The organism is Streptomyces sp. NBC_00829, from assembly GCF_045161795.1.
Classification (GTDB): Bacteria; Actinomycetota; Actinomycetes; order Streptomycetales; family Streptomycetaceae; genus Streptomyces.
The window spans coordinates 3,453,746-3,470,234 of sequence record NZ_CP108867.1 but is presented as its reverse complement, the minus strand read 5'-3'; the positions used below and the strand labels follow the sequence as shown (position 1 = coordinate 3,470,234).

At 69.9% G+C, this 16,489-nt stretch carries 19 protein-coding genes; 13 read left to right on the top strand and 6 right to left on the bottom strand.

Annotated features, from left to right (window positions below; all coding sequences use genetic code 11):
• The first annotated feature begins 89 nt into the window (after positions 1 to 89).
• The 4 genes from OG293_RS14915 to OG293_RS14900 all read left to right on the top strand — a co-directional run bounded on the left by OG293_RS14915 (position 90) and on the right by OG293_RS14900 (position 2,847).
• On the top strand, positions 90 to 302 hold the full coding sequence (locus OG293_RS14915) for a helix-turn-helix domain-containing protein (RefSeq protein ID WP_014046653.1): 213 nt from the start codon (positions 90 to 92) through the stop codon (positions 300 to 302).
• A 122-nt stretch (positions 303 to 424) separates the two neighbouring features.
• Positions 425 to 523 (top strand): 30S ribosomal protein bS22, encoded by a 99-nt coding sequence (locus OG293_RS14910; RefSeq protein WP_003948845.1) that lies wholly within the window; start codon positions 425 to 427, stop codon positions 521 to 523.
• 170 nt (positions 524 to 693) lie between these two features.
• The gene (locus tag OG293_RS14905) at positions 694 to 1,773 is read left to right on the top strand and encodes an NAD-dependent epimerase/dehydratase family protein (RefSeq protein ID WP_405999275.1); all 1,080 of its coding nucleotides are present in this window, start codon (positions 694 to 696) and stop codon (positions 1,771 to 1,773) included.
• A gap of 15 nt (positions 1,774 to 1,788) precedes the next feature.
• On the top strand, positions 1,789 to 2,847 hold the full coding sequence (locus OG293_RS14900; protein WP_405999274.1) for a lysophospholipid acyltransferase family protein: 1,059 nt from the start codon (positions 1,789 to 1,791) through the stop codon (positions 2,845 to 2,847).
• 192 nt (positions 2,848 to 3,039) lie between these two features.
• On the opposite strand, the gene OG293_RS14895 is transcribed toward OG293_RS14900, so the two are convergent.
• The 3 genes from OG293_RS14895 to OG293_RS14885 form a co-directional block, all read right to left on the bottom strand.
• Positions 3,040 to 4,218 (bottom strand): DUF5667 domain-containing protein, encoded by a 1,179-nt coding sequence (locus OG293_RS14895; protein ID WP_405999273.1) that lies wholly within the window; start codon positions 4,216 to 4,218, stop codon positions 3,040 to 3,042.
• A gap of 219 nt (positions 4,219 to 4,437) precedes the next feature.
• On the bottom strand, positions 4,438 to 5,286 hold the full coding sequence (locus OG293_RS14890) for an ECF subfamily RNA polymerase sigma factor, BldN family (protein ID WP_405999272.1): 849 nt from the start codon (positions 5,284 to 5,286) through the stop codon (positions 4,438 to 4,440).
• Positions 5,287 to 5,696: 410 nt separating this feature from the next.
• A complete protein-coding gene (locus OG293_RS14885) occupies positions 5,697 to 6,644 on the bottom strand; it encodes an HAD family hydrolase (protein WP_405999271.1) in 948 nt (315 codons plus the stop codon).
• Positions 6,645 to 6,790: 146 nt separating this feature from the next.
• Here OG293_RS14885 and OG293_RS14880 point away from each other — a divergent pair, with 146 nt between their 5' ends.
• The 6 genes from OG293_RS14880 (at position 6,791) to hemB (ending at position 13,689) form a co-directional block, all read left to right on the top strand.
• Positions 6,791 to 7,066: a glutaredoxin family protein gene (locus OG293_RS14880; RefSeq protein WP_405999270.1), complete on the top strand. Its 276-nt coding sequence runs from the start codon at positions 6,791 to 6,793 to the stop codon at positions 7,064 to 7,066.
• A gap of 329 nt (positions 7,067 to 7,395) precedes the next feature.
• On the top strand, positions 7,396 to 8,124 hold the full coding sequence (locus OG293_RS14875; protein WP_355838669.1) for a redox-sensing transcriptional repressor Rex: 729 nt from the start codon (positions 7,396 to 7,398) through the stop codon (positions 8,122 to 8,124).
• The gene (locus tag OG293_RS14870; protein ID WP_405999269.1) at positions 8,121 to 9,800 is read left to right on the top strand and encodes a glutamyl-tRNA reductase; all 1,680 of its coding nucleotides are present in this window, start codon (positions 8,121 to 8,123) and stop codon (positions 9,798 to 9,800) included. The genes OG293_RS14875 and OG293_RS14870 overlap by 4 nt, the downstream gene beginning before the upstream one ends.
• The gene (gene hemC / locus OG293_RS14865; RefSeq protein WP_405999268.1) at positions 9,797 to 10,783 is read left to right on the top strand and encodes a hydroxymethylbilane synthase; all 987 of its coding nucleotides are present in this window, start codon (positions 9,797 to 9,799) and stop codon (positions 10,781 to 10,783) included. Before OG293_RS14870 ends, hemC begins: the two co-directional genes overlap by 4 nt.
• On the top strand, positions 10,780 to 12,444 hold the full coding sequence (locus tag OG293_RS14860) for a uroporphyrinogen-III synthase (protein WP_405999267.1): 1,665 nt from the start codon (positions 10,780 to 10,782) through the stop codon (positions 12,442 to 12,444). The genes hemC and OG293_RS14860 overlap by 4 nt, the downstream gene beginning before the upstream one ends.
• A gap of 255 nt (positions 12,445 to 12,699) precedes the next feature.
• The gene (gene hemB / locus OG293_RS14855; RefSeq protein ID WP_405999266.1) at positions 12,700 to 13,689 is read left to right on the top strand and encodes a porphobilinogen synthase; all 990 of its coding nucleotides are present in this window, start codon (positions 12,700 to 12,702) and stop codon (positions 13,687 to 13,689) included.
• Between the two features lie 80 nt (positions 13,690 to 13,769).
• On the opposite strand, the gene OG293_RS14850 is transcribed toward hemB, so the two are convergent.
• The gene (locus tag OG293_RS14850; protein ID WP_405999265.1) at positions 13,770 to 14,675 is read right to left on the bottom strand and encodes a glycoside hydrolase family 19 protein; all 906 of its coding nucleotides are present in this window, start codon (positions 14,673 to 14,675) and stop codon (positions 13,770 to 13,772) included.
• Positions 14,676 to 15,090: 415 nt separating this feature from the next.
• Here OG293_RS14850 and OG293_RS14845 point away from each other — a divergent pair, with 415 nt between their 5' ends.
• A complete protein-coding gene (locus OG293_RS14845; protein ID WP_405999264.1) occupies positions 15,091 to 15,360 on the top strand; it encodes a DUF1876 domain-containing protein in 270 nt (89 codons plus the stop codon).
• 48 nt (positions 15,361 to 15,408) lie between these two features.
• Here the strand turns inward: OG293_RS14845 and OG293_RS14840 are convergent, their stop codons facing one another.
• Entirely contained in the window at positions 15,409 to 15,636 is a 228-nt protein-coding gene (locus OG293_RS14840) for a hypothetical protein (protein ID WP_406003599.1), read from the bottom strand.
• A 46-nt stretch (positions 15,637 to 15,682) separates the two neighbouring features.
• Positions 15,683 to 15,892, bottom strand: coding sequence for a hypothetical protein (locus tag OG293_RS14835; protein ID WP_405999263.1), 210 nt, complete (start codon positions 15,890 to 15,892; stop codon positions 15,683 to 15,685).
• On the opposite strand from OG293_RS14835, the gene OG293_RS14830 reads away from it, so the two are divergent.
• A complete protein-coding gene (locus OG293_RS14830) occupies positions 15,873 to 16,079 on the top strand; it encodes a hypothetical protein (RefSeq protein ID WP_405999262.1) in 207 nt (68 codons plus the stop codon). The genes OG293_RS14835 and OG293_RS14830 overlap by 20 nt on opposite strands.
• Entirely contained in the window at positions 16,070 to 16,486 is a 417-nt protein-coding gene (locus OG293_RS14825; protein ID WP_405999261.1) for a hypothetical protein, read from the top strand. Before OG293_RS14830 ends, OG293_RS14825 begins: the two co-directional genes overlap by 10 nt.
• The last annotated feature ends 3 nt before the right edge of the window (positions 16,487 to 16,489 follow it).

Sequence of the window (16,489 nt, the reverse complement as noted above, 5' to 3'; positions counted from 1 at the left end):
GCCCCTAGTCTGGGGAGTGAGCGCACAGCGACGAAGAGTCACCGGAGGGGAAGCCGGTGTGCGTCGTGTGCGGAAGGTACAGGTGGGTCATGGCTGCTGGCAGCGAGAGGCCTCTCAATGAGGTCAAGTTTCTTACCGTGGCGGAAGTTGCCTCGGTAATGCGAGTGTCGAAGATGACCGTGTACCGCTTGGTGCACAGTGGTCATCTGCCGGCGATCCGGGTGGGGAGGTCCTTCCGGGTACCGGAGCAAGCGGTTCACGAGTACCTCCGCGAATCCTTCGTGGGGGTGGAATCCGCATAGCGGGAGCCTTTCGGTTCCCCTCGGATTACGTCCCTCACTCGGCGGCAGGTAGGCTAGGCCGACGTAGGTCGTGTGGGCCCAGACGCCCCGCACCGAGTGAAGAGAAGTGAGCGAGGGTAGTCGTGGGCTCTGTTATCAAGAAGCGGCGCAAGCGGATGGCTAAGAAGAAGCACCGCAAGCTGCTCAAGCGCACCCGCGTTCAGCGTCGCAACAAGAAGTAAGCGACAGCTGTACGTGTCGCCGCGGCTCTCCCACCAGCACGGTGGGAGGGCCGCGGTGCTTTTTCGGCCCGTGGCCAAAAGTGCGTCGTGCGGTCATCACAGCGCAACACCGAACCGCTACGGTGACGCGTGGGAGTGGACCTAGGCGAAGCTATGGGAAGGCGCTGATCTTGGGGAAGGTCGTGCTCGTCACCGGAGTGGCCCGGCAACTCGGGGGCCGACTCGTACGGCGCATCCAGCGGGATCCCGAGGTGGAGCGGGTCATCGGCGTTGATGCGGTGGGGCCCGAGCACCATCTCGGAGGGGCCGACTTCGTCCGCGCGGACATCCGCCAGCCCGCGATAGGGCGCGTACTCGCCGAGCATTCCGTCGACACGGTCGTCCATATGGACGTCACCGGTACGCCACTCGGTGCCGGCGGCCGTACGACGGTCAAAGAGACCAATGTCATCGGCACCATGCAGCTTCTCGGCGCGTGCCAGAAGTCGCCGACCGTGAAGCGGCTGGTGATCAAGTCCAGTACGAGCGTGTACGGCTCCGCGCCCCGCGACCCTGCCGTCTTCACCGAGACCACCCCGCCCAAGTCCCTGCCGAGCGGTGGTTTCGCGAAGGACGCGGTGGAGGTCGAGGGATACGTCCGCGGATTCGCCCGGCGCCGGCCCGATGTGGCCGTGTGCGTACTGCGCTTCGCGAACATCCTCGGCCCGTGCGCGGACTCGCCGCTCGCCGAGTACTTCTCGCTGCCGGTACTGCCGACCGTCTTCGGCTACGACCCGCGGCTGCAGTTCGTCCATGAGGACGATGTGATCGACGTGCTGCGGATCGCGCTGCACGAGCCTCGGCGCGGCACGCTCAACAGCGGCACGTTCAATATCGCCGGCGACGGCGTGCTGCTGCTCTCGCAGTGCTCGCGACGCCTGGGACGGCCGACGATGCCGGTGCTGCTGCCCGCGGTCACCTGGGTCGGCTCCGCGCTGCGCACGGTGGGTGTCACGGACTTCTCGCCCGAGCAGATCCGACTGCTCACCCATGGCCGGGTGGTGAGCACCGCCCAGATGCGCGAGACACTGGGCTTCCATCCGAAGTACTCCACCGCGGGGGCCTTCGCGGACTTCGCCCGCAGCCGGGGTCCGGGGCTGCTGCCTCCGGAGAGCCTGGCGAAGGCGGTGGACCAGGTGGCCGACGCACTGCCTTTCGTGGGCCGTGCGCGTACGAAGGCCATGCAGACGACTCAGAGCGACGCCGAATAAGGAGCGCAGCCAACGATGGCGGACGCCAAGGTCATTCCCTTCGACGACGACCGTTCGCGCGCCAACGGGCAGCGTGCGGGGCGGCGGCGCTCCTCGGGGAGCCGCCGCAAGGCCGAGCCCTCGGCGGTGCGTGAGGTTCCGGTCAGCCCGCTGCCGGGGCAGCAGGGGCCGTTGGAGGCCTCCGGAGAGGCCGTGCCGGAGCCCGGGGCCGCCGGGGAGCCGGAGGGCGGCAGCGGCGGCTGGGAGCGGCGTGTCGCGGGCGGGCTTGCGTTCCTGCGCCGACGGATCACGGGCGACTACGAGGTCGACGAGTTCGGCTACGACAAGGAACTCACCGACCACGTCCTGATGTCGATGGTCCGGCCGCTGTACGAGAAGTACTTCCGCGTCGAGGTGAAGGGCATCGAGAACATCCCGTCCGACGGCGGGGCGCTCGTGGTGGCCAACCACTCGGGGACGCTGCCGCTGGACGGGCTGATGATGCAGGTCGCCGTCCACGACAACCACCCGGCGAACCGGCATCTGCGGCTGCTCGCCGCCGACCTGGTCTTCATGCTGCCTGTGGTCAACGAACTGGTCCGCAAGGCAGGGCACACCCTGGCGTGCGCGGAGGACGCCGAACGGCTGCTGCAGCGCGGTGAGGTCGTCGGAGTGATGCCGGAGGGCTTCAAGGGCATCGGCAAGCCGTTCAGCGACCGCTACAAGCTTCAACGGTTCGGGCGTGGCGGCTTTGTGTCGACGGCGCTTCGGGCGGGCACGCCGATCGTGCCGTGCTCCATCGTCGGGGCCGAGGAGATCTACCCGATGATCGGCAACGCGAAGACGCTGGCGCGGCTGCTGGGCTTCCCGTACTTCCCGATCACGCCGACGTTCCCGTGGCTGGGGCCGTTGGGCGCGGTGCCGTTGCCGACGAAGTGGACGATTCAGTTCGGGGAGCCGATCCCGACCGACGGGTATCCGCCGGAGGCGGCGGAGGATCCGATGCTGATGTTCAATCTGACGGACCAGGTGAGGGAACAGATCCAGCACACTCTGTACAAACTGCTGGTGCAGCGGCGGTCTGTCTTTTTTTGACCTATTTGTCCTACTGAAACGTTCTTCCTATCCGCGTCCATCCGGTCCAACCGGTTCATCCGTCATGACAGGGTCCATCGGCTCTGCGGGGCCGGGTATCGGTGCACGGAGAAGGGCGGCCGCTCCCCTGGGGAAGCGGCCGCCCTCGGCCGTGAACGAAAGACCCTAGTCCCGTACCTGCGAAGTCCGAGCCTAGTGTTCGTCCTCGCTGTCGAGGCCGAGACCCGGCAGGATGCCCGGCAGCAGCGGCGGGATGGTGATGTCCGGCTGCGGAGGCATGGAGACCTTGCCGGACGGGGACGGCGACGTGCCGCTCGACGGAGGGTCCAACAGGCCGCCGGTGTTCCCGCCGAGCAGGCCCTCGTCCGCCGTGGCGCCGGAGCCCGACGGGCGCGGCTTGCCGCTGGCTCCCGGGGGGTTGTCCTCGGCACCGGGCGCCGCCGGAGTCGTACGGCCCGGACCCGCGGTGCTTCCGGAGTCCTGTGTGGCGGAGCCGGGACTCTGGGAGCCGCGGCCCTTCTCGGGGGCGCGGGGCAGCAGCGACTCCAGTGGGCCGACTTCGTCGTCTATGGCGTCGAAGGCGGAGTTCACCTCGTCGCCGACGTCGGTCAGCTGGGCCGGCAGCCGGTCACGCAGTCCGTTCCACGCGTCGCGGTGGGACCTGGCGAAGGAGTTCAGCGTCGCCATGGGCCCCAGCGAGCCGTCCCGTTCGTACGCCGCGTGCAGCAGCCGGTGGCCCTCGCTCACGTCGTGCCGCATGCCGTTGAGGGCACGGCGGACCTCGCCGAGTGACTCGTGGTCCATGGTGCCCGTGCGACCGCGTTCCATGAGGCGGCGGGCCTCGCTGAGGCGTGTGGACGCCTGGTCCAGATAGAGCTCGCCGCGGTCGGAGTCCTCGTCCGCCATGCCGAGCCGGATGTCCTCCATCCCGCGCTTCAGCCCGTACAGCGAGTCACCCGGCAGGGCGTCGGAACTGGCAGCGGCCACCCCGCCGAATGCTCCAGCGGCGACACCGACGGTCAGGCCGCCCGCCGCCAGGCCCTTCGACCAGCGGGAACGTGGTCGCAATTTCCGGAGCGGGGAGGCCCGATGGGCACCTCGGCCCGTCCGCTGGTCGGGCACCGTAGAGCCCGCGGACGCACCTCCCGAGGCGAACATCGCTTCCATGGCGGCCACGAGCTGTGCTCGCTGCACCACTTTTGCCTCGGGATCCATCTCCGGTTTCGGCAGCTCGCCGAGACCGTTCGCCAGAGCCAACAGCCGTCCGCGCCCGGTCGGTTCGACCGATTCATCGGGCCGATCGGCCGCCTGATCTTCCAAGGCCTGGGCGAAGGCGCTCGCCCGCCGGTGCGCCGAAACATTCGCGATCACTGGCGGCACCTCCTCTCGTCATGACGATCGACTCCCCCGGGGGTCTGAAGGGTTGCACGCCTTGAGCACACCCACGCGATCGAGTGAGTGGCTGCGGGCATGGCGTGACCACAGGGAGCCTGCATCCCGCACAACGAGCGTCGCGGCACTTGGGTTACGCGCGAAGGATGATCGGACCAGTGCGTCATCGAGGCGTCACCGATTGTGAGTTGAGGTCGGTCAGCGGGCGTCTTCGGGGAGGAGCCGGGCCAGGGTGCGCACGGCGCGGTACTGGAGGGTTTTGATCGCACCCTCGTTCTTGCCCATGACCCTGGCCGTCTCGGCGACCGAGAGGCCCTGCAGGAAGCGCAGAGTCACGCATTCCTGCTGCTGGGGATTGAGTTTGCGGACCGCTTCGAGCAGTGCGGCGTTCGACAGGGACTCCAGGACGGAGTCCTCGGGGCTGCGCTCGACCTCGTTGGCGTCGAGCATCTCGCCGGTGGTGACCTCCAGCCGGAATCGGCTGGACTTGAAGTGGTCGGCCACCAGATTGCGGGCGATGGTCACCAGCCAGGCCCCGAAGTCACGGCCCTGCCAGGTGAAGGTGGAGATCCGCCGCAGCGCGCGCAGGAACGTCTCGCTGGTGAGGTCCTCCGCGGTCGCCTTCCCGCCCACGCGGTAGTAGATGTAGCGGTAGACGGTGTCGCTGTACTGGTCGTAGAGACGGCCGAACGCTTCGGCCTCGCCCGCCTGGGCGCGTTCGACCAGCTCCATCATGCGGGCGCTGTCGCTGTCGGCGCTGGGCCGGCGGGCGGTGGTCGAGGCGCCGGAGGAACCCCGGCCGGCCCGTCTGCCCGCCGCCCGACCGTCACCCGACCGCCTCCCCTCGACGACGGAGCTGCGCCCCGGCACCTTCTCGATACCGTCGGCCAGTGCGTAGCAGGGCGCGGCAGGGCCGCTCGCGGCAAGGCGGGGTGTGGCGAATGCGGGGACGGCGTACGCGGTGGGGACGAAGCCGCGCAAGTGGTCGAGGACCGTTGCGCGCAGCGTAGCCAGGCCCGAGGCGTCAACCCCGACGTGTGGGTACACGGGACTCCCAGAGGCAGAGCTTCCATCACGTGCAGTGCGGGACCGTTCACTCGTCGTGGGGACGGGTGGAGTCCGTCATGCGTCTGAGGAGAATAACGCTTCGTACAGGCAGTGCTACACCCAGTTGCTCAAATCGTCGTTTCCGTCGCTTCTGTTACGCCTCGGCGACGCATCAAGTAGCACGACGTGAACACTTGTCGATCGAAACAAGTCACGTTCTGTCGTGTCGCGGGGTGGCATGTGCTCGTGCCGAGGCAACGGGACTGGCCCGGGGCGGGGCGGAGCGCGGGCCACGGAATGGCCGGGGCCGCCGCTCGTGTCCGGGGCGTGGCCGCCGTGTCGCCTTCTGTCCGTTCCGGTTCTCCGCTCCGGTGTCCGTACGGGTTCTTCGCTTCGGCGCGCCGGAGGTGTCAGCGGCGGCGGCGGTGCAGGGCGACCGCGGCAGCCGTGCCGCCCGCGATGGCGCCCACGCCGGCCGCCGCGGGGATGCCGACCTTGGCCGCCTTCCGGCCCGTCCGGTAGTCGCGCAGCCGCCACTCGCGGGCGCGCGCGTGCTTGCGCAGCTTGGCGTCCGGGTTGATGGCGTACGGATGCCCCACCAGCGACAGCATCGGAATGTCGTTGTGTGAGTCGCTGTAGGCCGCGCAGCGCGTCAGATCCAGGCCCTCGGCGTGCGCCAGCGCGCGTACGGCCTCTGCCTTGGCGGGTCCGTGCAGGGGCTCGCCCACCAGCTTGCCGGTGTACACACCGTCCACGGACTCCGCGACCGTACCGAGCGCGCCGGTCAGGCCGAGGCGGCGGGCGATGATCGTCGCGGTCTCCACCGGGGCCGCGGTGACCAGCCAGACCTTCTGGCCCGCGTCCAGGTGGGCCTGGGCGAGGGCGCGGGTGCCCGGCCAGATGCGGTCGGCCATGTACTCGTCATAGATCTCCTCGCCGATCGACATCAGCTCGGAGACGCGATGGCCCTTCACGATGGACAGCGCGGACTCGCGGACGTCCTGCATATGGTCCGGGTCCTCGACGCCGGCGAGCCGGAACCATGTCTGCTGCCAGGCGAAGCGCGCCAGTTCACGGCGCTGGAAGAACTTCCGCTTGTACAGGCCGCGGCCGAAGTGGAAGATCGCGGCGCCCTGCATCACGGTGTTGTCGAGGTCGAAGAAGGCGGCGGCCCGGTCGTCCCCGGTGACGGGGAATTCCGGTTCGGCCGGGGCGGTGCCGTCCTTCGCCTCGAGCGCGTCGAGTACCTCGAACTGCTGTGACGACTTGCGCGCTGCCTCGGCTGCTGCCTCGCCTGCGAGCACGCTTCGCGCCGTGGCGGAGCGCCTACGGGGGGTGAGCCATCCCAGTGCGGCCATGTCGTGAGCATAGCCAGTCTGTTCGGAAGTTCCCGACACGCCGGGATGCCATGGCGTGAACTCTCTGCGACCGCTCTGTTAAGCGGGCGATCCGCCGTCCGCGGGACGGTGGCCGCGCCTCGCGGGCGCGGGCGGAGAATGGCTGCATGAGTCCTGTGTTGCGGCGTACGAAGAAGAAGGCCGGCGAGCGTGTGGTGACGCTGATCGGGAAGCCGGGGTGTCACCTCTGTGACGACGCGCGGTCTGTGATCGAGGAGGTGTGTGCCGAGACGGGTGCGGTGTGGGAGGAGAAGGACATCACGCGGGACGAGGCGCTGCACCGCGCCTACTGGGAGCAGATTCCGGTGGTCCTGGTCGATGGGGAGCAGCACACCTTCTGGCGTGTCGACGCCGGGCGGCTTCGCCGCGCGCTGGGGGCGTAACGGAAAATTTGGCCACCATCCTGGACGATTTGCCGGGTATTTCCGGGGGTCCGGCTCTATCGGGACGCGATGCCGACAGGGCACAGTAAGCGGTCTCGGGGGTGTGTTCTTAAGGAGCGTGTGCGGCTTTGCCTGCCTCGGATCTTCAACGGAACGACATGGATCGTGGTTCCGGGATCACTCGACCGGATTGCGTGACCCCGGTCACTTTGCACGGACAAAACGGACACCATCTTTGTGCACGCGTTCACAAAGACATAGCCTGCATTCGACGGGGCGGTCCTTGGACGTCTGGCCGCCTGCAGCCTCGCTCATCCCGCAGGAGCACCGTGGCAACTGGCCGAAATCACCGACCGGCGACCCGTAGCCGAGGAATCCCCGAGGCCACCGTCGCCCGGCTTCCGCTGTACCTGCGCGCACTGACCGCGCTGTCCGAGCGGTCCGTGCCCACGGTCTCCTCCGAGGAGCTCGCGGCCGCCGCCGGAGTGAACTCCGCGAAGCTGCGCAAGGACTTCTCCTACCTCGGTTCGTACGGGACACGGGGTGTCGGCTACGACGTTGAGTACCTCGTCTACCAGATCTCCCGTGAGCTCGGTCTGACCCAGGACTGGCCGGTCGTCATCGTCGGCATCGGCAACCTCGGCGCCGCGCTCGCCAACTACGGCGGCTTCGCCTCCCGTGGCTTCCGGGTCGCCGCGCTGATCGACGCGGACCCGGCGATGGCCGGAAAGCCAGTCGCCGGCATCCCCGTCCAGCACACCGACGAGCTCGAGAAGATCATCAGTGACAACGGGGTGTCGATCGGTGTCATCTCGACGCCCGCCGGCGCCGCGCAGCAGGTGTGCGAACGCCTGATCGCCGCCGGTGTCACCTCGATCCTCAACTTCGCACCCACCGTCCTCTCCGTGCCGGACGGCGTCGATGTGCGCAAGGTCGACCTCTCGATCGAGCTGCAGATCCTCGCCTTCCACGAGCAGCGGAAGGCCGGCGAGGAGGCCGAGGCCGCGGCCGGCCGGAAGGGACCGGACGGGGACATGCCCGCCGTGATGCCGGCATGAGTCTTCTGGTCGTCGGACTGAGCCATCGCAGCGCGCCGGTGAGCGTGCTGGAGCGGGCCTCGCTGTCCTTGGATGCGCAGGTCAAACTGCTCCAGGACACGCTGGCCGCAGAGCCCGCCGCCGAGGCGGCCGTGCTCGCCACCTGCAACCGCATCGAGCTCTACGCGGACGTGGACAAGTTCCACGCCGGTGTCGCCGAGCTGTCCACGCTGCTCGCGCAGCACAGCGGGGTGGGGCTGGAGGAGCTCACTCCCTATCTCTATGTGCACTACGAGGACCGGGCCGTCCACCATCTCTTCTCGGTGGCCTGCGGCCTGGACTCCATGGTTGTCGGCGAGGGCCAGATCCTCGGGCAGATCAAGGACGCGCTCGCGCTGGGGCAGGAGCTGCACACCGCGGGCCGGCTGATCAACGACCTGTTCCAGCAGGCGCTGCGCGTCGGCAAGCGCGCCCACAGCGAGACCGGGATCGACAGGGCCGGGCAGTCGCTCGTCACCTTCGGCCTGGAGCAGCTCGCCGACGGCGCGGAGATCGCGCCCTGGGCGGCCGACAAGCGGGTGCTCGTCATCGGTGCGGGCTCGATGTCCTCGCTGGCCGCGACGACACTGGCCCGGCTGGGCGTACGCGAACTGGTCATCGCCAACCGGACTCTGGAGCGCGCGCAGCGACTGGCCGCCGTGCTGGACGAGCCCGGACGGGTGGCGGCGCGCGCGGTGCGGATGGCCGACCTCGGCGACGAGCTGACACGTGCCGATGTCGCGATCTCGTGCACCGGTGCGACGGGCCTGGTCCTGACGGCCGAGTCCGTCGCGGCAGCGCTCGCGGTCGTGCCGTCGGCCGCGGACACGGGTGCGGGCGACGACCTGCGCGCGCCCGACGGCAGCCTGGTGGCCCGCCTCGCCGCGGCGGCGGCCCGGGACGGACGGGTGGCCGACAACTCGCTCGCCGGGACGGCCTCCGGCGACACGGGTGTGAGTAACACCGTTGCGGACGCCACCGGGGACGCCGTCACGGACCCCGCGCACACGCGGCCGGACGCCCTTGCCGACAGCTGCCCCGTGGGACTGGACGAGCCGCGCACCGATGACCTCGCGCAGCACGGTGCCTGGGTCGACAACGCGGGACGGAGCATCCGGCCCGTCCCCGTCACCCGGGTACGGGCCGACGGGGACGTGCGCCTCGGGCTCCTCGATCTGGCGATGCCGCGGGACATCGACGCGGCCGTCCACCGCCTCGGCGGCGTGCGGCTCGTCGACATCGAGTCGCTCGCCGAAGCCTCCGCCGACGCTCCCATGGCCGCCGACGTCGACCAGGTGCGCCGCATAGTCTCCGACGAGGTCGCCGCCTTCGGCGCTGCCCAGCGCGCCGCGCACATCACCCCGACCGTGGTCGCCCTGCGCACCATGGCCGCCGATGTCGTCGCCGGCGAGGTCGCACGCCTTGAGGGCCGCCTCCCCGACCTGGACGAGAAGCAGCGCGCCGAGATCACCCAGACGGTCCGCCGCGTCGTCGACAAGCTCCTGCACGCGCCCACCGTGCGGGTCAAGCAGCTGGCCAGCGAGCCCGGCGGCGCCGGGTACGCGGATGCGCTGCGGACACTCTTCGACCTCGACCCGGAGACGGTCGCCTCCGTCAGCCGGGCCGACATGAATGACCCGAATCGAGGGCGAGTATGACCGAGAGGGCACTGAGGCTCGGGACCAGGCGCAGCAAGCTGGCCATGGCCCAGTCCGGGCAAGTGGCTCAGGCGGTACGCCAGTTGACCGGCCGTCCCGTCGAGCTCGTCGAGATCACCACGTACGGGGACACCTCCCGTGAGCATCTCGCGCAGATCGGCGGCACGGGGGTCTTCGTCACCGCCCTGCGGGACGCCGTGCTGCGGGGTGACGTCGACTTCGCCGTTCACTCCCTGAAGGACCTGCCCACCACGCAGCCCGACGATCTGACGCTGGCGGCCGTGCCGCTGCGCGAGGACCCGCGGGACGCGCTGGTGGCGCGCGACGGGCTGACCCTGGACCAGCTGGGCGCTGATCTCGGGAAGGGGCCTGCCAGGATCGGCACCGGTTCGCCGCGTCGTATGGCACAGCTCAACGCGTATGCCCGCGCGCACGGCCTGAGCATCGAGACCGTGCCGATCCGCGGCAACGTCGATACGCGGATCGGATTTGTACGGAGCGGGGAGCTGGACGCCGTGGTGCTTGCCGCGGCCGGGCTCACCCGCCTCGGCAGGATCGAGGAGGTCACCGACTTCCTGTCGGTCGACTTCGTCCTGCCCGCCCCCGGCCAGGGGGCCCTGGCGATCGAATGTGCCGCCGGCCACGCCGGAAGCGGCACAGACCTCGCCGCCGCGCTCGCCGAGCTCGACGACCCGTACACCCGGGCCGCCGTGACCGCCGAGCGTTCCCTGCTCGCCGCCCTGGAGGCCGGCTGCTCCGCACCTGTGGGTGCGTTGGCCGACCTGCTGGCCGACGGACAGGTTGTCACTGAAATGCGCCTGCGCGGCGTCGTCGGTACGACCGACGGCACGTCGCTGGTGCAGCTGTCCACCACCGGTCCCGTACCCACGTCGCACGGCGACGCCATCGCGCTCGGTCGCGAACTTGCGTCCGAGATGCTCGCCAAGGGTGCGGCCGGTCTTATGGGGGAGCGAGCACTTTGAGCCCCACCAGTCCCACCGCCAACTCCTTGACGTTCTCGGCACACGGGCACGTCACTTTCCTCGGCGCCGGTCCCGGCGACCCCGGACTGCTGACACTGCGTGCCGTCGAGGCGCTCGCGAGCGCGGACGTGCTGATCGCCGAGCCGGATGTGCTCGACGTCGTACGCAGTCATGCGCGGGCAAGCGTAAGCACGCCTGAACTGACGGTTGTTGACGACGCGTCAACAGCCGCCGGGATCCCCGTCCTCAGGGATGCGGTCAATCTTGTCATGGAGGCTGCGCGCGCAGGCAAGCGGGTCGTCCGTGCGGTGACCGGCGATCCCGGCATGGACACCGACGCAGGTCAGGAGATGCTCGCGTGCGCCGCGGAGGGGATTCCCTTCGAGGTCGTGCCCGGTGTCGCCACCGCGGTGGGCGTACCCGCGTACGCCGGTGTCCCGCTGCGCGACGCCCAGGGCGCGGACGTCCGCTTCGTCGACGCCCGCACCGCCAGTGAGCGCTGCTGGACCGAGGTGGGCGCGAGCGACGGCACGGTCGTCGTCTCCACCACCCTGGACACCGTCGCCGCGGCGGCCGGTGAACTGGTGGCGGCGGGCCGTAAGCCCGACACCCCGCTCACCGTCACCGTCGCCGGCACCACGACCCGCCAGCGGACGTGGACCGCGACGCTCGGCACGATCGCCCAGACCCTGAAGCAGGCGAAGGTGCTGCCGTCCCCGGACGGCCACCAGCCGGTCATAGCCGTGGTCGGTGAGCGCAGCGCCGCCGCCCAGCGCGACCAGCTCGCGTGGTTCGAGTCCAAGCCGCTCTTCGGCTGGAAGGTGCTCGTACCGCGGACCAAGGAGCAGGCGGCGTCGCTCTCCGACCAGTTGCGTTCGTACGGCGCCGTGCCGCACGAGGTGCCGACCATCGCGGTCGAGCCGCCGCGCACGCCCCAGCAGATGGAGCGCGCGGTCAAGGGCCTGGTGACCGGACGGTACGAGTGGATCGCCTTCACTTCGGTGAACGCGGTCAAGGCCGTGCGCGAGAAGTTCGAGGAGTACGGGCTCGACGCCCGTGCCTTCGCGGGGATCAAGGTCGCGGCGGTGGGGGAGCAGACCGCCGCGGCGCTCGTCGACTTCGGCGTCAAGCCCGATCTGGTGCCGAGCGGCGAGCAGTCGGCCGCGGGTCTGCTGGAGGACTGGCCTCCGTACGACCCCGTCTTCGACCCGATCGACCGGGTGTTCCTGCCGCGTGCGGACATCGCCACCGAGACGCTGGTGGCGGGCCTCATCGAGCTCGGCTGGGAGGTCGACGATGTGACGGCCTACCGGACCGTGCGCGCGTCGCCGCCCCCGGCGGACACACGTGAGGCGATCAAGGGCGGCGGCTTCGACGCGGTGCTCTTCACCTCGTCGTCGACCGTCCGGAACCTGGTCGGCATCGCGGGCAAGCCGCACAACGTGACCGTGATCGCGTGCATCGGCCCCGCCACCGCGAAGACCGCGGAGGAGCACGGGCTGCGGGTGGACGTGCTGTCTCCGGAGCCGTCGGTGCACAAGCTGGCGGAGGCGCTGGCGGAGTTCGGCGCGAGGCGCCGCGAAGTGGCGGTGGAGGCGGGCGAGCATGTGACCCGTCCGAGCGAGCGCCGTCCGGGCGGGCGGCGGCGGCGGACGACGTAGCGCCGGATGTGCGGTGCGGGTTGCGCGGGGCGGGGCGGGGGTTTGTTTCCCCACCCCGCCCCTTCCCGTAACCGCACGGGCAAGCCCCCGGACCCCCGGACGCCCTTCGGGCGTGTCCTCAATCGCCGGACGGGCTGAATTCCATCCCGTCCGGCGATGACGGGAAGGGGCGGGGGCAAAGCCGGCCGCAGGCGCCCCGTTCGCGCCGACGGGCTGTCGGTACGTGCCCCCTCCCGGCGGGCGTACCGTTCCCGTATGACTGCGTACGGATCCTTTCCCGGCGCGCGGCCACGGCGGCTGCGCACCACCCCCGCCATGCGCCGCATGGTCGCCGAGACTCGACTTCACCCCGCCGATCTGATCCTTCCCGCCTTCGTGCGGGAGGGCATCCACGAGCCCGTGCCGATCACCGCCATGCCCGGCGTCGTCCAGCACACCCGCGACACCCTGCGCAAGGCCGCCGTCGAGGCGCGCGAGGCCGGGATCGCGGGGATCATGCTGTTCGGGGTGCCGGAGGACGCCAAGAAGGACGGCGCCGGGACCGCGGGGACCGACCCGGACGGGATTCTGCAGGTCGCGATCAGGGACGTGAAGGCCGAGGTCGGCGACGATCTCGTCATCATGTCCGACCTGTGCCTGGACGAGTACACCGATCACGGCCACTGCGGGGTCCTGGACGCGGACGGCCGTGTCGACAACGACGCCACCCTTGAGCGGTACGCCGAGATGGCCCAGGTCCAGGCCGACGCCGGCGTCCATGTCGTCGGGACCAGCGGGATGATGGACGGCCAGGTCGGCGTCGTCCGCGACGCCCTGGACCAGACGGGCCACGAGAACGTGTCGATCCTCGCGTACACGGCCAAGTACTCCTCCGCCTTCTACGGCCCCTTCCGTGAGGCCGTCGGCTCCTCGCTCAAGGGCGACCGCAAGACATACCAGCAGGACCCCGCCAACCTCCGTGAGTCCCTGCGCGAGCTCGCGCTGGACCTGGAGGAGGGCGCCGACATGGTGATGGTCAAGCCCGCGGGCCCGTATCTCGATGTGCTGGCGAAGGTCGCCGAGGCCGTGGACGTGCCGGTCGCCGCGTACCAGATCAGCGGCGAGTACGCGATGGTCGAGGCCGCCGCCGAGAAGGGCTGGATCGACCGGGACAAGGCCATCCTGGAGACCCTCACCGGGATCCGGCGGGCGGGTGCGCAGATGATCCTCACCTACTGGGCGACCGAGGTCGCGCGCACACTCTGATCCTGTTCGGAGCCCTGACATGGTGCGGCCGCGGACCGGGGGAGTGTTCTCCCCGGTCCGCGGCCCGTTTCCCGGGTGGATCAGCAGTACAGTTCCGATCCCGGCGACACACCGAGGATCTGGGTGAACTGCTGGTAGCTGTTGACGCGGCTCTGGACCTGCGCCGGGTTCCTGCCGTCGCACTCCAGCGAGCCGTTGATCGACCGGATGGTCTGGCCGAAGCCCGCCTGGTTGACCATGGCGTTGTGGGGGGTCATCGTGCCGGGGCCGTTCTGGGTGTTCCAGTACCACAGGCCCGTCTTCCAGGCCACGGCCGCGTCGTTCTGCACAAGCCAGGGGTTGCCCAGCAGATCGATGCCGAGCGCGTCGCCCGCGGCCTTGTAGTTGAAGTTCCAGCTGAGCTGGATCGGACCGCGGCCGTAGTACGCCGCCTGGCCGGCCGGGCAGCCGTAGGGCTGGCTCCGGTCGCAGTAGTGCGGGTAGTTGGCCGTGTTCTGCTCCACGATGTGGACCAGGCCGCCGGTCTCGTGGCTGATGTTCGCCAGGAAGGCCGCGGCCTCCTGCTTCTTCACGGTGTCACTGCCGGTGTTCGCGAAACCCGGGTACGCGCTCAGCGCGGCCTTCAGCCCGTTGTACGTGTAGAAGGAATTCCGGCTCGGGAACATCTGGTTGAACTGCGCCTCGCTCACGACGAAGCCGGACGGGGACGGGTTCCCGCCGCCGCTGCAGGTGTACGGGTCCCAGTACCAGGTGCTGACCGTCGGGTCGTAGCCCGGGTTGTCGTGCTCGGCGATGTAGTACGTGCCGTCCGTGTACTTGACAACGTTGCCGGTGGCGTACGACGTACCGGCGGACCAGTTCGGCACGGTCGTACAGGCGTCTGCCGACGCGGCCGACGCTGCCGACGCGGCGGGCGTGAAGGCTGCCGCCACTCCGCTTGCGACGAGGATGGCGACCAGCAGCGCCATGATGCGGTGTCTCAGCACTCGCTCACTCCTTTTCACAGCAACGGCCTTGTCCCGAGGGGGAGTTGACGTCTCGGGACAGGCCGCGGTGGGGGGTTGTGCCGCCACTCAAGCGTGCTTGACGTGATCAAGTCAAGGTATAGACCAATGCGGATTCAGGTCAGCCGGAAACTGTCTTCCGGTCAGTCCCACCAGAACCGAACACGTGGTGCCCGGCCGCGACGGCGCGCTTGTGCGCGGGCATGACGGAGCTCCTCCGGAAGGAGTGGGGGTGCGGGATCGCTTTCGATCCTTGTCCGGCGCTGAGGAGTCCACACGTACCGACTCATAAGTCAGGTACGAATCTTCCGGTCAGTGATGTGGTGATCTCAGGCCCGGCGGCGCACTCTGGATAGGTACCGCCGGTGCCGGCGGTACCCGCTGGAGGTGATCCGTCATGCAGACACTCGTCGGATGGCATGTGGAGATGGAGTTCCAGGAAGAGGGCGACCGGACGAGAGCGGCCGCCATGGTGAGGCTGAGCGACGGTACGGAAATACGCGGGCACGGCAATGCTCAGCGCCACCACTCCGACCCCGAGCAGTTGCGGGTGGGCGAGGAGATCTCGGGCGCGCGGGCGCTGATGGACATCGCTTCGCAGATGCTTCAGAAGGCACACACGGAGATCGACGAGGCCTCGGGCAGGACGTCGCACGCGCTGATGTGATGCGCCGGGCGCGCTCGGCGCGCCCGGCGGGTTCCGGTGGGCGAGCGCCTAGTACGCGAGCGCGTCGTCCATGTCGCGCTGCCAGTAACCGACGCCTGCGCCGCTGTCGGTGTACGTGCCCGCAGGCAGGACGAGTGAGACGGGATTGCCGGTCGAGCCGGGGCCGCTGCGCGGGGCGAAGTGGACGGTGAGGCGCTTGGCCGTGTGACCGCTCTCGCCGCTGCCGTCGGCGCGCGACAACAGGATCGAGGCGTACGCCGACTCACCTGGCGCGATCGTGGTGACCGCCTGGGGCTTGCCTGCCCGCGGCCTTCGTCCCCGGTTATGCCGCCACCCGGGACGCCGGGGGCCCGGCCGACCACCGGACGGTCGCCGGGGCCGGCACTCCGCCCGGTACCGCGGCGCCCCGGTCCACGCCGTCGAGCGCTCGTCCCGGGACGAGCCCCTCGTCGAGCACGAGTCGCCGCCCCGGCCCCTCGGCGTACGCGAGCCCGCCGCCCGCGGCCGGCGGCGTGCCGTTGAAGGTGGGCATCAGCCCGTACAACGGGGACCCGCCCTGCGGCCAGTACTGCGTCCTCGACCAGGAGCCCGGCTCGGTCCCGCCGCCGCCCGCCCCGCAGGATGCCCGCAGCTGGGCCCGCGCGCTGGGCGGGATCGACGGCGGCCACATCCTGCTCCAGCTGACCGCGACGGGCAGGACGTGGACTCGGTGGTGCTGACCGCGGTGCATGTACGGGTCGTGGCGCGGAGCGAACCCCTCGACCGGACGATGTACTCGATGGGCGAGGGCTGCGGCGGCGGTGTCACTCCTCAGGCCTTCGACATCGACCTCGACGCCGCCCATCCGCTGGCGAAACCGGTCGCCGGCCGGCAGGGCGACACGGTGGTGCCCGCCAAGGACTTCCCGTACAAGGTCGCCTCGGACGACCCCCAGGTGCTCAACCTCGATCTGCACACCGAAGGGCACGACGTGAGCTGGTACCTGGAGGTCGACTGGAGCAGCGGGGACCGCCGCGGGACGGTGCGCGTCGACGACGACGGGAAGCCGTTCCGTACGAGCGCGATCGAGGGGCGGAGGGTGTACGACTACTGGCCGGACAAGTCCGAGTGGATTGTCCAGCCGTAGCCG